The sequence below is a fragment of the Nitrospira sp. genome (assembly GCA_029194665.1).
Lineage (GTDB): Bacteria > Nitrospirota > Nitrospiria > Nitrospirales > Nitrospiraceae > Nitrospira_D.
The window spans coordinates 55049-69260 of the sequence record JARFXO010000001.1; the positions used below are offsets into that span (position 1 = coordinate 55049).

The 14212-nt window shown below is 56.8% G+C and carries 8 protein-coding genes and 1 tRNA gene; 8 read left to right on the top strand and 1 reads right to left on the bottom strand.

Annotated features, from left to right (window positions below; translation table 11 throughout):
* Nucleotides 1–31: 31 nt before the first annotated feature.
* From P0119_00290 to P0119_00315, 6 genes are all read left to right on the top strand, one after another.
* Nucleotides 32–115: transfer RNA gene (locus P0119_00290), tRNA-Leu, on the top strand.
* 268 nt (nt 116–383) lie between these two features.
* A complete protein-coding gene (locus P0119_00295; protein ID MDF0664490.1) occupies nt 384–4646 on the top strand; it encodes a PAS domain S-box protein in 4263 nt (1420 codons plus the stop codon).
* Nucleotides 4630–5289: a response regulator transcription factor gene (locus P0119_00300; GenBank protein ID MDF0664491.1), complete on the top strand. Its 660-nt coding sequence runs from the start codon at nt 4630–4632 to the stop codon at nt 5287–5289. The genes P0119_00295 and P0119_00300 overlap by 17 nt, the downstream gene beginning before the upstream one ends.
* A 156-nt stretch (nt 5290–5445) precedes the next feature.
* Nucleotides 5446–7581 carry a PAS domain S-box protein gene (locus tag P0119_00305; GenBank protein MDF0664492.1) on the top strand — a complete coding sequence of 712 codons (2136 nt, stop codon included), beginning with the start codon at nt 5446–5448 and terminating at the stop codon, nt 7579–7581.
* Nucleotides 7559–7930 (top strand): response regulator, encoded by a 372-nt coding sequence (locus P0119_00310; protein MDF0664493.1) that lies wholly within the window; start codon nt 7559–7561, stop codon nt 7928–7930. The genes P0119_00305 and P0119_00310 overlap by 23 nt, the downstream gene beginning before the upstream one ends.
* 92 nt (nt 7931–8022) lie before the next feature.
* On the top strand, nt 8023–8448 hold the full coding sequence (locus P0119_00315; GenBank protein MDF0664494.1) for a hypothetical protein: 426 nt from the start codon (nt 8023–8025) through the stop codon (nt 8446–8448).
* 2 nt (nt 8449–8450) lie between these two features.
* Here the strand turns inward: P0119_00315 and priA are convergent, their stop codons facing one another.
* Nucleotides 8451–10712, bottom strand: a complete 2262-nt coding sequence (priA, locus tag P0119_00320; protein ID MDF0664495.1) for a primosomal protein N' — start codon at nt 10710–10712, stop codon at nt 8451–8453.
* A 384-nt stretch (nt 10713–11096) separates the two neighbouring features.
* Between priA and P0119_00325 the strand changes: the two genes are divergently transcribed.
* A complete protein-coding gene (locus P0119_00325) occupies nt 11097–12032 on the top strand; it encodes a TIR domain-containing protein (GenBank protein MDF0664496.1) in 936 nt (311 codons plus the stop codon).
* Nucleotides 12032–14095 (top strand): tetratricopeptide repeat protein, encoded by a 2064-nt coding sequence (locus tag P0119_00330; GenBank protein ID MDF0664497.1) that lies wholly within the window; start codon nt 12032–12034, stop codon nt 14093–14095. The genes P0119_00325 and P0119_00330 overlap by 1 nt, the downstream gene beginning before the upstream one ends.
* Nucleotides 14096–14212: the final 117 nt, after the last annotated feature.

Here is a 14212-nt window from a genome sequence, read left to right on the forward strand (position 1 = left end):
CGTCCTGTAGGACGTTTCGAATCATGCGGTGGCCGAAGTGGTGGAATGGCAGACACGCACGTTTGAGGGGCGTGTGGCGAAAGCCGTGCGGGTTCAAGTCCCGCCTTCGGCACCATCGATCTGACTGCTCCTACCAGATGCCGTCCGGCGAAAGGCCTTGGGCCATTTGGATCTAGACTTTTCTCCTTTTGTCATAGCACACTGCTCACCTCATGACATTAATTAGGAACCAATAACTTTTGGGGTCAATAACTTTCTGTCCAGGAGAAAAAGTGTTCGTGAGGCAAGCGACGTACTCGATCCTCGTACCGTGAACCGGTTACTCCCATGAGCTGAACCGGCTCTTGATGCATCGTCGATGTCGCCCAGCAAGGAGCCCTATCATGAGTGCTACGAGCGACCTTCTTGAATTGGATCTCCTGCGCAGACAGGTAGCCGATCTCGCGCGTGAATTGGCCGAACGAGACCGAGTACTGCACGAACGGACTCGCCACCTCCATGCCGCACAAGCTCTTGCTCACTTGGGAAGTTGGAGTTGGGACATCACGAACGGCGAGGTAGAATGGTCGGATGAACTCTACCGAATCTTCGGCTATGCGCCTCAATCACGTGCGATGAGGTTCAACAGTTTTGTGTCGGCGGTAGTGCCGGACGATCGTGACCGGGTTCTGGCGTTGATCGACGGCGCGTTGGTAGGGGCCGCGCCATACGATATGGAATGCCGAATCGTTCGCCCCAATGGCGAAGTACGGACGATTCGTTGCTGCGCAGAGTTCTTGCGCGATAGTAGCGGTCAGCCAGTGCGTATGTCCGGGACCGCTTTGGACGTGACCGATCGGAAACGAACAGAGTCGGCACTACAGGAGCGCGAGGCTCACTTCCGTACGCTGATCGAGCATTCCTCGGACATCATTACGGTTCTCGATTCGAACGGGGCAATCCAGTTTGAAAGCCCCTCGTTCGAACGACTGCTCGGGTATGCACAACGCGAGCTCGACGGACGAATCGCCTTCGAGTTCGTTCATCAAGAGGATCTTCCTGCCGTGATCGAGCGGTTCCAGTTGCTCATCCAGCGTCCCGGAACGCCTCAAACGGCCGAATTCCGTTTTCGCCACAAAGACGGTTCGTGGCGCAGTTTGGAAGGAATCGGCAGGGCGACTTGGGATCAACATAGTCGATGCATCGTGGTCGTGAATTCACGGGACATTACCGAGCGGAAGCACACCGAGGAGATGCTACGGACCTCCCAAGAAAAGCTCGAACAAGCCCTCCGTGCCTCAGGGACCGGACTATGGGACTGGAACACGGAAACGGACGAAGTAGTCCTTTCACAGGAATGGAAACGCCAGTTGGGATATGAGCCGGCGGAGATTTCAGATGCTTTTGAGGCCTGGACGGCGCTGCTGCACCCGGAGGATCGGGAAGCGGCGATGGCCTATGTACGAGATTACGTGTCTCGTCGCGAGGGAGACTATCGACAGGAATTTCGGCTGAAGCACAAGGATGAGGGGTATCGATGGATCGAAGCGCGGGCTTCGTTTGTGTCCGAGCGGGATGGTCGAAGGATTCGTCTCCTCGGTTCGCACACCGACATTACGAACCATAAACGGATGGAGGAGGCCCTGCGCGAGAGCGAGGAGCGTTACCGGATGTTGATCGAGCTGGCCCCATGCGGTGCCCTCGTCTTGTGTGAAGGGCGGACGGTCTACATCAACCGAACGGGCGTCTTCATCATGGGAGCGAAGGATCCTCATGAAATTCTCGGCCGGTTGACATTGGAGTTCGTCCATCCGGACTATCATCAAGAAGTCCAGGAGAACGTGAAATGCCTGCTGAACGGCGGCCTGTCCATCCATAGTGCGGAACGAGTTTATTTGAAAATGGATGGAACGCCGATTCCGGTTCAGGTTGAGGTAGCTCGGATTACGTGGAACGGTACGCCGGCCATCCTCTGCCTGTTCTCCGATATCACCGAGCGCAAGCGGAGTGAAGACCGTATGCGAGAAATGAACCTGGCCTTATCCCAGGCCATGCCAGGCATTGCCCGAGTCGACGTAGCAGGCCGGTACCTGGAGGTGAACCGGCCCTATGCGACGATGTTGGGGTATGAACCGTCCGAGTTGCTCGGGCGAACATGGGAGCCGACAGTGCACCCAGAAGACCTGTGTCTCGCCCAACATGCGTATGAGGAGTTGCTGGAAAAAGGAAAAGCAGAGTTCGAGTGTCGAGCTGTTCGGAAAGACGGCTCCAGCTTCTTTAAACAGGTCTTGATGGTAACAAGCAAACCGTCCGTCGGCGGTTTCCTCGGCCACCATTGCTTCATGCGCGACATCACCGAGCGCAAGCAGACGGAGCAAGCCCTTTGGAAGAATCAGCAGGCAATCCGTGAGCTCCACGATATCTCGTCGGCGCAGGGCCAGTCGTTTGAGGAACGGGTCGACGCTCTGCTTCAGCTCGGGTGCCGCTTCTTCGATCTGCCGATCGGGATGCAGACTTTTGTCCGGGGCCGTGAGTTGGAGGTGGGGCAAGTGAACGCGCCCGGCACGGGGTTCCATCAGGGCATGCACGTGTCTCTGTCTGAATCGTACTGCAGCGAGACCATTCGCCTCGGCAGACCGTTGAGTTTCGAGCATGCCGGGGCATCTCCAGATTGGCAAGGGCATCCCGCTTACGCTGCACTGAAGTTGGAATCGTACCTCGGGACTGCGATCAACGGGCTGGAGGGCACCTATGGGACCCTGTGTTTTACGAGCGTCGAACCCCGGCAGAAACCGTTTAGCATAGCCGAAAGGGATTTCATTCAACTGATGGCGCAGTGGCTTGGCGGTGAAATGGACCGCCAAGCGACGCTGGACGCTCTGCGGGAGAGCGAGGAACGATACCGGAGTCTCTATGATGCAACTCCCTCTATGTATTTCACCGTGGATCGAACAGGAATGATCAGATCCGTCAACCAGTACGGGGCGCAGTACTTGGGCTATGGTGTCGAGGACCTCGTCGGGAAGCCGGTGGCGGAGCTCTTCTTCGCAGAAGATCGAGCGCGCGTATGTGCCGCGATAGGAGCGTTCTTTCAGCATCCGGAAGGAGTCGCGCGATGGGAATTTCGCAAGGTGCGAAGAGATGGCGCGCTGCTGTGGGTACGTGAGCTGGTGCGTGAGCTGCGGAGCCCGGAGGGAGAATCATCAGCACTCATCGTGTGCGAGGACATCACCGAATACAAACGGATGGAAAAAGCGCTGCGGCTCACCCAGTTCTCGGTGGATCAGGCGGTCGAAGCGATCTTGTGGGTGGATTCGAGCGCTCGCATATTCAACGTGAACGAGACGGCCTGTCGAATGTTGGGGTATGCCCGCCAGGACTTGACGACCATGACGGTGCATGACATCGATCCTAATTTCCCTGTGGAACGATGGGGAGAGCATTGGAATCACTTAAAGGAGCAGGGAGCGTTGGCGTTCGAAGCCACCTATTGGTCACGCACCGGCTCTATCTTAGAGATGGAGGTGACCTTCAATTATCTGCGGTACGATGAGAAAGAGTATGGCTGTGCGATCCTGAGGGATATCGGAGAACGGAAACGAGCGGAATCCGAGCTTCGCCGTTCGCATACGTTTTTGCGACAGGTCATCGACACAGACCCCCATCTCATTTTTGCCAAGGATGGGGAAGGACGTTTTACCATGGCCAACAAAGCTGTGGCTGATTGGTATGGGACGACGGTGGAAGATTTGATCGGGAAATCGGACGTCGAGTTCAATGCCGACAGTGAAGGGGGGAGGTCCTTTCGGCAGAGTGACCTTGAGGTCATGAATTCCGCGCAGGAGCGGTTCATCCCGGAGGAGCAGATCACTGATGCGGAGGGGAGGAGGCGCTGGTTACAGACGGTCAAGAGACCGATCTTCGATGACCAAGGCCAGGTCCACATGGTGCTCGGAGCTGCGACTGATATCACTGAGCGTAAACAAATGGAAGAGACTCTCCTTCAGCGCGAGCGAGACCTAAGCGCAGCACTTCAGGAACGTGAACGGATCAGTCAAGACCTCCACGACGGGATTCTCCAATCCTTGTACGCCGTCGGACTTGGGTTGGAAGCAGGTAAATCAGCGATCAAGAATCAACACGATCAGGTGGCGGAGAAATTCATGGCGACCGTGGATCACGCCATTGGGCAGCTCAAACATGTCATGACGGAGGTCCGGAATTTCATTGCGGGACTCGAGTCGCAGGTGATGCAGGGCGGAGACTTCTCGACCGCCCTGCGGAGCATGGTCGATACGATGTCCATCGCCGCCTCCGCCAGCTGTCGCGTGAGGATCGATGATGCGGCAGCACGACGGCTATCCACCGAGCAGGCGATCCATATCATCAACATCGTACGCGAGGGGTTGAGTAATGCATTGCGCCACAGCCGTGCCAAACGGATCACGGTCTCGCTCCGGGATCTCCTCCGCTCAGATCGTCTCGCCGTGACGGATGACGGTATTGGGTTTGATCCACGCTCGGTTCAGGGTGTTGGTCATGGGTTAGTCAACATGGCGGCACGGGCTCAAAAAGTTCGGGGCTTGTTCGCCATTCAGTCGAAACATGACAAGGGGACGAGGATCTTAGTCCATCTTCCAAAGGATATTGATGATGCTCACCACTAAAAGGCACGTCGTTCGAGTGCTGCTCGTCGACGATCACGAGGTTATTCGCGTGGGACTGCGGACGGTGCTCGGTCAAATGCAGGGTGTCACGGTAGTGGGGGAAGCTGGCACCATGGCGGATGCGATCCAGCAAACGCTAAGGTTGAAGCCCGATGTGATCTTGATGGACGTCCGACTACCTGACGGTTCCGGGGTGGATGCCTGTCGGGAGATCCTAGGGACACTGCCGGGGACACGGGTCATCTTCTTGACGTCCTACGCCGACGACGACTCCGTTCTCGCCGCAGTGCTTGCCGGCGCTCATGGCTATGTCCTCAAAGAAATTGATTCACCCGCATTGGTTGAAGCCATCCGCTCGGTGGCCAACGGTCAATCGATTTTGGACTCCACGGTGACTGAACGGGCGTTGGGCTGGTTGAGGGGGCTTCACGAGCTCCCGGGGATCCCTGGTACGGATCCACTGTCTTCTCAGGAAGAACGAGTGGTCGCGCTAGTGGCCGAGGGAAAGACCAACAAGGAAATCGCCGTCGCGCTCGGACTCAGCGACAAGACCGTCAAGAACTATTTGGCAAACGTATTTCAGAAGCTCCGCATCACCCGGCGAGCGCAGGCAGCCGCCTTTTTTGCGAAACGGCGGGGATGAGCGAGAATCATTCAGCTCTACTGCGGTTAGGTGCAAAAAGCTAGTTTTGCAGCTGCTCTTCATATCTGGGCACTCCCCTTGCACTTCATGTAGATTGTCTTTAAGTGCTTCGTATTCATAACTACTCTGTGTGCACAGACCGGGAGGTTGTCCTGTATGACTACTGGTCTCTTCCTAGGGTTGCTCCTGTCCATAGGTTTGGTTCTCGGGATAGTGATGCGACAGCGCCAAGAGAACATCCTGAATGCAACCATCATCGCGGCCACCAATTGTAGTGTGTTCGTGACGGATGCGACGTTGTCCCAGCATTCCATCGTCTACGTCAATCCGGCCTTCCTGCTGCTGACCGGCTACACTGAAGAAGAGGTGCTCGGGCAAACGACGTCACTGTTGACCGGCCCGGACACAGATCGGGCTTCGCTCGAAAAGCTTGCGATGGCCCTCCAAGGTGGATGGGCCTGTCGTGTCGGGTTGTGCCATTACCGCAAGAACGGCACCTCATTTTGGAATGACGTATCGGTGTCACCGGTGAAAGACCGTCAGGGCCGGGTGACGTTGGTCGTTTGGACCATGAGTAACGTCTCTCAACTCGGGGAGGGTACAGAAACGCCTAATAACGCCCGGTCCGAGGATGTCTACACTTGCCGGCAGGCCGAAGAGGCGCTCAGGGAACGCGAGACGCGACTTGATCTTGTTGCGGAGATAGGACGGGTCGGGTGCTTTGAACAGGACCACCGGACAGATTCGCTCTCTTGGTCACCGATCCTACGGGACATCTATGGCGTGGGTACCGATGAGCCTGCTTCATGGCAGCGCCACCTCGAGCTGGTTCATCCCGATGATCGGGAGGGGGTGAGCTCTGCCGTCCAAACAGCTCGTGCCGTGATGGGCGATGGCCTGTCTGAGGTCGAGTACCGTTTCGTCAGGCCAGACGGCGTTATGCGGCATATCAGGCTTCGTTCTCTGACTGCGTTTGACGGCGACGATTCGTCGAGGCAACCGACCCGCACACTCGGGACGGTCGTCGATGTGACCGATCGTAAACAGGTCGAAGCCAGGGGTCGGGAGGCTGCGAGGAGGGAAGCGATCGGCACCTTTGCCGGCGGTATCGCGCACGAGTTGAACAACGGTCTCACGGCCGTCCTCGGCTTCAGCGAGCTGGCGCTTCCGGTGATTCCGGCTGAGAGCAAGGCGCATCGCCATATCAGGCAAGTCATAGCGGGGGCGAAACAATCCCGGGAACTGATCCAGCAGTTGTTGGTCTTCGGTGGGCAAAACGATCACGGTCGGTGCCCTGTGTTCCTCCATTCCTTTGCGAAAGAGTCCCTGAGGCTCCTTCGTCCGACGATTCCCTTGTGGATTGAACTCAGAGCGCAGATCGCACACGCGACCAGCCCTATTTCTGCCAACGTTGTGCAGCTGCATGAGATGATGTTCAACCTGGTCGATAACGCCCTCTGTGCGATGCAGAGGACGGGAGGAATCCTTGACGTTCAGCTTCGGAACCGAGACTTTGTCACGGATCAGATCATGCCTTCCAGTCGACTCCCCGCTGGACGGTACGTCTGTCTGAGCGTTCGTGATACAGGCGAGGGGATGGACCCCGAGAGAGTCAGTCGATTGTTCTCTTCGTTCGCGGCGTCGGAGGCGGGCAGCGAGGAGCAGGCGGTGGGATTAGCGGTGGTTTACGGCATTGTCACGGCGCATGGCGGTACCCTGGTGATTGAAAGCCAAATCGGCGCCGGTACGGTAGTATCGGCCTATTTTCCTGCTCTCCCGGCTTGTGGGCCATGGACGGCTCAGAAGGACGATCCGGTTCCCCATGGACACGAATGTGTTCTATTTGTCGATGACGAAGACTCCGTTGTTCGATTAGGAAGAGAGCTGTTGGAATCCCTCGGCTACTATCCAGTGGTCTGTAGAACGGCTGCCGAAGCATTGGGACTCTTCCAGGCCGAACCCAAGCGGTTCGACCTACTGATTACCGATCGGACGATGCCCGGCATGACTGGGGATCGTCTGGCTCGAGAATGTCGACGACTTCGACCGGATCTCCCTGTCATCCTCTGCACCGGGTCAAATGGTGTGTCTGGTCTGGACGATGCCTGGTCGCAGGGCGTGACGGAATGCCTCCCCAAACCGGTCACGTTGCACGAGCTGGCCTATGCCATTCGCAAGGCATTGGATCAGGCTTCCGACTACCCGGAACCTGCGGGTGCGGCGGCCAACAGCGTTCCAGAACCATCGAGGATATCGATTGAGGTGTCGGATGCCGTCGGTCCTCGTGATTGATGATCAGGACCAAGTTCGTCAGGTCATCCGTGAAATATTGGAACAGGCCGGCTACGAGGTCGATGAGGCCGGCAACGGGAAAGAGGGGCTTGACCGGTATCGGACGAGGTCGACGGATCTTGTCATCATGGATATTCTCATGCCGGACCAGGACGGACTAGAAACCATCATGACGCTCTGCCGGGAGTTTCCCGATGCTCGTGTTATTGCGATGACCGGGGGAAGTGATACGATCGGCATCCTCAATTTCTTGGACATCGCAAAAATGCTCGGAGCCAGGCGGACCCTTCAAAAGCCGTTCGACCTGAACGTCCTGCTCGATACGGTTGCCGTCGAACTGACCCGCTAGACAACTCGCCGCGCACAGTCAACCTTCTTCGCATTGACATCACGACAGGCTCCCGTCAGACTCCACCATTCCATGCTCGGATCAGACGTTTCATGATATTTCTCAATCAGTTCTTAGGGACCCTCGTTGCCGCAGTCGGCTTCTGGCTCTTATGGGGAGGAAGCGTCTCCCCGGTCGTCGTGGTCGGATGGGCTCTGACCGCGTGGCTGTTCTTATGGTTCATGACAGAGTCGATCACGGAACTATGGGCATGGGCTACCTTGTTGCTCGGCCTGGAAAGCTTTGCCTGGCCGTTGGTGCTGATGATTCAACTCAGAGGCCAGGCAGAATCACTTCCCGAATCTGAGATGGGAACGATCCTTTCGGCCGTCGTGCTGGGTCTCTTCTCATCCGTCTTCTGGATTTCGTTTTCTTACGGACTCTTTAAACGGGCACGTAAGCTGACTACGTCTGTACATGCGGAGCAGGCTGCGACAGAGCCGATTTCTCGGGCGAAGAAAAAGAGGAAGGGCGCCTAACCTCATCCATTCTCGATCGGGTCAATGTCGACAATGAATTTGATCCGTCCCTTGCGGTACTCCCGCTCCATTTTCTGGACGGATTCATGGATCCGTCGGCTGAGGGCGGTGACAGAAGTTCCCTTTACCAAGATGCGATACTGCTGACGGCCTTTTGGACGCCGACGTGTGGCCGGCACCGGACCTAAAATATGCAGAGGCTCCTGGTCACTGGAATTCTGTTCAAGGTCCGCACTCCATCGCTTAGCAGCCTCCTCGACCATCCTAAGGTCTTTGCCGATTACCGAAAGCTCAGCTAATCGACAGACGGGCGGATAATGAAGAAGCCGGCGTGCGGCGAGTTCTTCATCGTAAAATTGAGTGGGTTCTCCTGAGATCAAGGCCTGTACGGTATGATGTGTAGGAAGGCGAGTCTGCACGATGACTCGTCCTCCGGTGGGCGCTGGATATGCCAGGTCGGCAGCATCAACCAGCAGGTGATAGGTGCGTTCCGCTGCACGAAAGTCCGAGATATGCAACCCGGAGTCTGCTTGAAGGATCCCCACCAAGCTGTAGCAGGACAGCGGCTCTCCATGAAACAGCGCTTGGGTCCCGATGAGAACATCCCACGCGCCCGACTTGGCCCCTTCCCACAGGGCATGCGCCGACGCGGAACGCCGGAGTGTGTCGCCATCGAGGCGGGCGATTTTGGCCTGTGGGAATAGGCGGCGAACGTCGGCTTCAACTCGCTCGGTGCCCTCACCAATAGGACGTATACGAGGCGTTCGGCACAAAGGGCAGAGATCAGGCAATGGACTTGCCCTGCCACAGTAACGACACCTGAGACTGGTGGCCTCACGATAATAGGTAAGCGCCACGTTACAGGAATCGCACCGAGGAACCCAGCTACAGTCTCTACAAGCCAAGGTCCCGGCATAACCTTTCCTATTGAGGAAGAGGAGGATCTTGGTATGGTCCTGTAGCGCGTCGTGCATCGCTCGGATGAGTTTGTGACTGAGAAGAGTGCCTGCAGCCTCGTTGCGAAGGTCAACGAGTTCAATCGTAGGTCGAAGGACAACTTCTTGTGGGACATGGTGGATCTCAGCCTCGGGATCGAACCTCGCTTCAAGGGATGGGTGAGCCGAGGCCAGTACAACGAGCGCCCGTTCGCTCTCAGCTCTCAAATAGGCGACTTCTCTGGCATGATAGCGAGGCTCCTGCGGTTCTTTCAGGGCAGGGTCCTCTTCGTTTTCCACCCAGATCAGCCCGATCGACCGAAGTGGCGAGAATATGGCTGAACGGGTTCCGACGACTACCGAGTGAACCTGTTCCTGACCCTGTTGCCATCGATTCGATTCTGAAGGTGGGCGTGCGAAGGTTACTTGGAGGTCCGTGAGTCTAGAGAGCACCTGTTTTAACCAGGATGCTCTCACGACCTCGCCGGTGAGAACGAGAGTGGATTTCTTCATGGAGTGTGCTTGCTGAATAGCGTCCACAAGCCGACTGAGTCGGTGTTCCCACGGGGCATGGAGGACGAGTTTCCTCATGTGGTTGTTGTGAAGGCACTGGGAGACGCGCGCTTTCCAGGAGGCATCGACCTCCGGAAGCCTGTCAGCGGGCAGAATCCCCTCCACCGGCGTTCGACGATCATGCTTGTCCAAAGTGAGCCTCCCATGCGGCGCTTGGAGTCGGACGTCGGCATTGGTCGAAGGCACGAGCTCGATCCACGACTTGCTGATGAGGGCATCGATTCCCCGCAGAACTTTTCGCTGCCGAGTGGGCTGAAGTGTCGAGGAGAGGAGTCCTGGAGTTCGTCGGGCAATTCGGTCGAGCATCGGCCTCAGATCGTCTGGACAGAGACCGGTTTTCAAGGCCGCGCGGCCCTGCGCAGTGGCTACGTATCGGGTGGGAGGAGGATTTTGCGTTGCGATTGCAGGCAATATGAGCCGGAGACACTGGCCCCAGGGTGCAACGTAATATTCCGCGACCTTGCGAGATAGTTCGAACAGCGACGTAGGCAGGCTTGAATCGCGATCTAGAGAGCGGATCTCTTTAATGGAACCGGACTTTATTTCGGCTGCAAGGTGGTCACTCAGCGAGATGACGACCCCTTCCAGCACCGTACGTCCAAACGGGACCAGGACGCGACGCCCTATGGCGATGGTCTGAGCTAAGGCAGGAGGGACGAGATAGGTGAAGGATTTTGCGATATGACGGGGCACGATAACTTCTGCATAGAGTGCCTCCGTTCGACGAGGAAGTGTCGAGGTCTCATCGGAAGCCATGCCGCATTCTAGCAGTCCGGAAATGCGAAGGATACCGATCACATCGGCGCCCGCGGCCTGGAACCTACCCGGTTGGCCAAAGCCGTTGTCTGAGGAATCCAAATGTCCAGTGCATCGTCCATTCTAATACGCTAGGGAAACACCCTCATTCTCAACCTCGGGAGGTTAATGAGTTGTGTCTCTCGCTGTTCCGAGAGAGCAGAGAAACACAAGAGTTGTTCCCGAGCCTGTTTGAGCTTCATCTGAAGAGTGCCAAGCCGCGAGGCCAAGGCTGCCTTGCCCCCTTACGCTGACGCAGATGATCTACCGTGAACCTGCTGCCTTGAGCGGCTAATCAACTTTGCGGTATGGTACCCATCCGATCTCCTACTTAGGGCGACTCGGATGCCGACCGTCTTCCTCAGCTATTCCCGCGCTGACCTGCCGCTTATCGAGCAGCTTGAGGGGCAACTCACGACACATACCGGGATTTCCATCTGGCGCGATCAGGACAAAATCTACGGCGGGCAGAAATGGCCGAAGGTCTTAGGTGAAGCCATCGCCGATCAAGACGTATTTCTCCTCGCCTGGTCCAAAAACTCAGCCGCGTCCCATTTCGTGGAGTTCGAATGGTGTACGGCGATCGCGCTCAAGAAGACGATCGTCCCTTGCCTTCTTGACGATACACCGCTTGCCTCGTCGCTCAAGGCATTCCATGGGTATCGTCTCAATCATGCGACTGGACTGATCCAGTCCTTGCGAGGCGCACCGCTTGCCGATGTGCAAAGACGGGAACCGGTTCTTCGCAAGCTCAACGACATCACTGCAACAGAAGCGACGGCCGTGCTCGAACAGGCCAAGTCCGTCTTTGCCCAACAGCAGTGGACGGTGCAGGGGAACCTTTACCAGGCCGGTGGCGATATCCACATTCACAATGAGCCCTCGACCGCGAGCGTTGCCGGAAAAACCAAGCCGCTCGTCGAGAGATGGCAGGCCTGGGCTGGCTTGGCCGTCGCGATTCTGACTGCCGTGACACTCCTCTTGGATCTTCCATCGAAGTGGGGCGGGCGACCTCCGCCAGCCGCACTGTTGGAGCAAGAACTGTCGGGGACCGTGCTGGACGAGGCGACCGGCGAGCCTCTACGGGATGTGGTCGTCTCCCTGCCTGATTTCGACATGAAGAAACTGACCGACCGTGATGGATCCTTCCGTTTTCGGGTCACGAAAGAAAAGCAGGCCCGGATCAAATTTACGGCGCAGAAGGAGGGGTACAAGACCTACTCAAACTACGCCACCTTGGGGAACACTGACCTCAGTTTTCCCATGGAGAAGAGTGAGTAATGCGCACAGGCACCTGCATTGTCGTGCTGACATTAGTACTCCTGAGTCTGGAGGGATTTGCTCGTGCTGAGAACTGGCTACAGGGCCAAGTATTCGAAAACCACGGCAACACGAAAAAGCCGGCACTCGGCGCACAGGTCTGGATCGTGAACGTCGGCAATCCCTTTTTCACGAAACTCGATGGTGGCTATCGTGTGCTGGTACCCGATGCCTATCGGGTCGGGCAAACCATCGTGCTCTACGTCAAGCGCAAGGGGTGGGCCATTGCCACGCCAATCGGTGGAAAAGTGGAGCTAAAGGAAGATTTCAAAAGTGACATTTTTCTCTTGCCGGAACCGTCTCCGGAATTTCTGTCGCCTGCACAACTCGACAAGCTCCTTGAGAGGCTGCCGGAAAAGCTGAAGAGCCAGGTCAAACCCGATGTCAAAGAAGGAAGTACAGATCCGGAGCAGGTGGTGAGGGAGTATGCGACCGAACATGGGCTTCCAGAGCAAGAGGTCCTCGCCAATGTTGCGGCCCTCGTGAAGCAATACGAGCAATCGAGCGACTTGGGCAAGCAGTGCCTTGCCGCGGTCTATCAAAAGAACTTGAAACAGGCTGCTACACGGTGCGAGCAGAATGCGACCAGCAAGGTGGACTTGCTCAAGAAAAAGCGTCAGGAGGTCGAGGCCCTTTCTAAGAGCCAGTTAAAGAGCGACCGGTCAGTTGAACCCTCGTTCGTATATGAATCAGGCGAAATCATTCTCGTGACAGACCGGGCTATGCAATTACGGGCCGATCCCGAGCCACGAGCTAGTCGTGACACGCTGTTTGTGGAAGCTGGTCCGGGTAAGTCCACACCAGCCCAGATCGAAGAAGGGCGACGTCAGCTGATTAAGCTCACGGAAGAAGTGGTAGGCGAATTCAAGTCTACGGGCGACACCTATTACGCCAACTACCAATTCGACAAGGCACTTGTTTCATACAATGAAGGCCTCAGCTACGTTGAGAAAAAGGATCTCCCAACCCTCTGGGCGGACATGCAGTGGACTATTGGCCTGGCTGATTGGCAAATCGGCATCCGCACGAAAGAGGCCGCCATTCAGGAAAATTTAGCCGAAGCAGTGAACAGATACAAAGAGGCACAGTCAGTTTATACACAGTCCGCGTTTCCAGAGGCCTGGGCTGCAATCGAGAACAATCTCGGCGCCGTGCTGAGCGAGCAAGGCATTCGCACCGGCGGCGAGAAAGGCACCCGCTTGCTCGCCCAGGCTGTCGCGGCCTATCGCGCCGCGCTCACGGTCCGTACGAAAGAGCAGCTCCCGCAAGACTGGGCCACGACCCAGAACAATCTCGGCGCCGTGCTGAGGGAGCAAGGCACCCGCACCGGCGGCGAGGCCGGCACGCAGCTCCTCGCCCAGGCCGTCGCGGCCTATCGCGCCGCGCTCGAGATTCGCACTAGAGAACACTTACCGGAAGGCTGGGCTCAAACCCATAACAACTTGGCAAAATCCGCGCTTGCGCTTGAAGACTGGCCAACCGCAGCCGAGTCTTATCGTAATGTGCTGACGCTGTATCCGGACTACAACGAGGCTTATCAGATAACGAATGGCGTCTATCATGACAAACTCTTCGCGTACACATCGGCCTTTGAATTATCGAAACAATGGTTGGACCGGCACCCAGCGGATGTGTCCGCCCAGGCCAATTTTGCTGAAGCGCACCTAACGACAGGGCGCTATGGAGAAGCCGAACACCGTCTTGGAGAACTGCTGAAGAAACCTGACCTCGATCCCAATGCTTGGGCTGGGCTTCGCATCGTGGATGTTGTCACAGCTCTCGCCCTGAAGAAGGCCAACATCGTTCCTCAGAAGCTACAAGAGCTCCGCACATTCGTCTCAGGGCAACCGGAGAGTTTTCATCCTGACTGGAGTTTTGACGGAACGACACACTTTGTCCAGACCGAGCAGGTCTTCGCACCCCACCGCGCTTGGCTCATGGAGCTGTTCGCGGTTGTGAAGTCCAAGGACCGCGCCGCGCTCCTGGCGGCCCTGGATCACGTGCAGTCCAGCTTTAAACCTTGAGGCCATTAAAACAGGTAAGGATGTGCTTTTAGTATTGCGCCCCGAAAGTTCTTGTTGTAATCCGTTCGCCCTGAGACCTGTATGATGGATGTCTGGTGTCAGAACACGTCCTCTTTC

Bases quoted from the DNA above. Each gene is read 5' to 3' on its own strand.
- P0119_00325 (MDF0664496.1), top strand. From the start codon at position 11,097: ATGCCGACCGTCTTCCTCAGCTATTCCCGCGCTGACCTGCCGCTTATC.
- P0119_00305 (MDF0664492.1), top strand. From the start codon at position 5,446: ATGACTACTGGTCTCTTCCTAGGGTTGCTCCTGTCCATAGGTTTGGTT.
- P0119_00295 (MDF0664490.1), top strand. From the start codon at position 384: ATGAGTGCTACGAGCGACCTTCTTGAATTGGATCTCCTGCGCAGACAG.
- P0119_00330 (MDF0664497.1), top strand. From the start codon at position 12,032: ATGCGCACAGGCACCTGCATTGTCGTGCTGACATTAGTACTCCTGAGT.
- priA (MDF0664495.1), bottom strand. From the start codon at position 10,712: ATGGCTTCCGATGAGACCTCGACACTTCCTCGTCGAACGGAGGCACTC.
- P0119_00310 (MDF0664493.1), top strand. From the start codon at position 7,559: ATGCCGTCGGTCCTCGTGATTGATGATCAGGACCAAGTTCGTCAGGTC.
- P0119_00315 (MDF0664494.1), top strand. From the start codon at position 8,023: ATGATATTTCTCAATCAGTTCTTAGGGACCCTCGTTGCCGCAGTCGGC.
- P0119_00300 (MDF0664491.1), top strand. From the start codon at position 4,630: ATGATGCTCACCACTAAAAGGCACGTCGTTCGAGTGCTGCTCGTCGAC.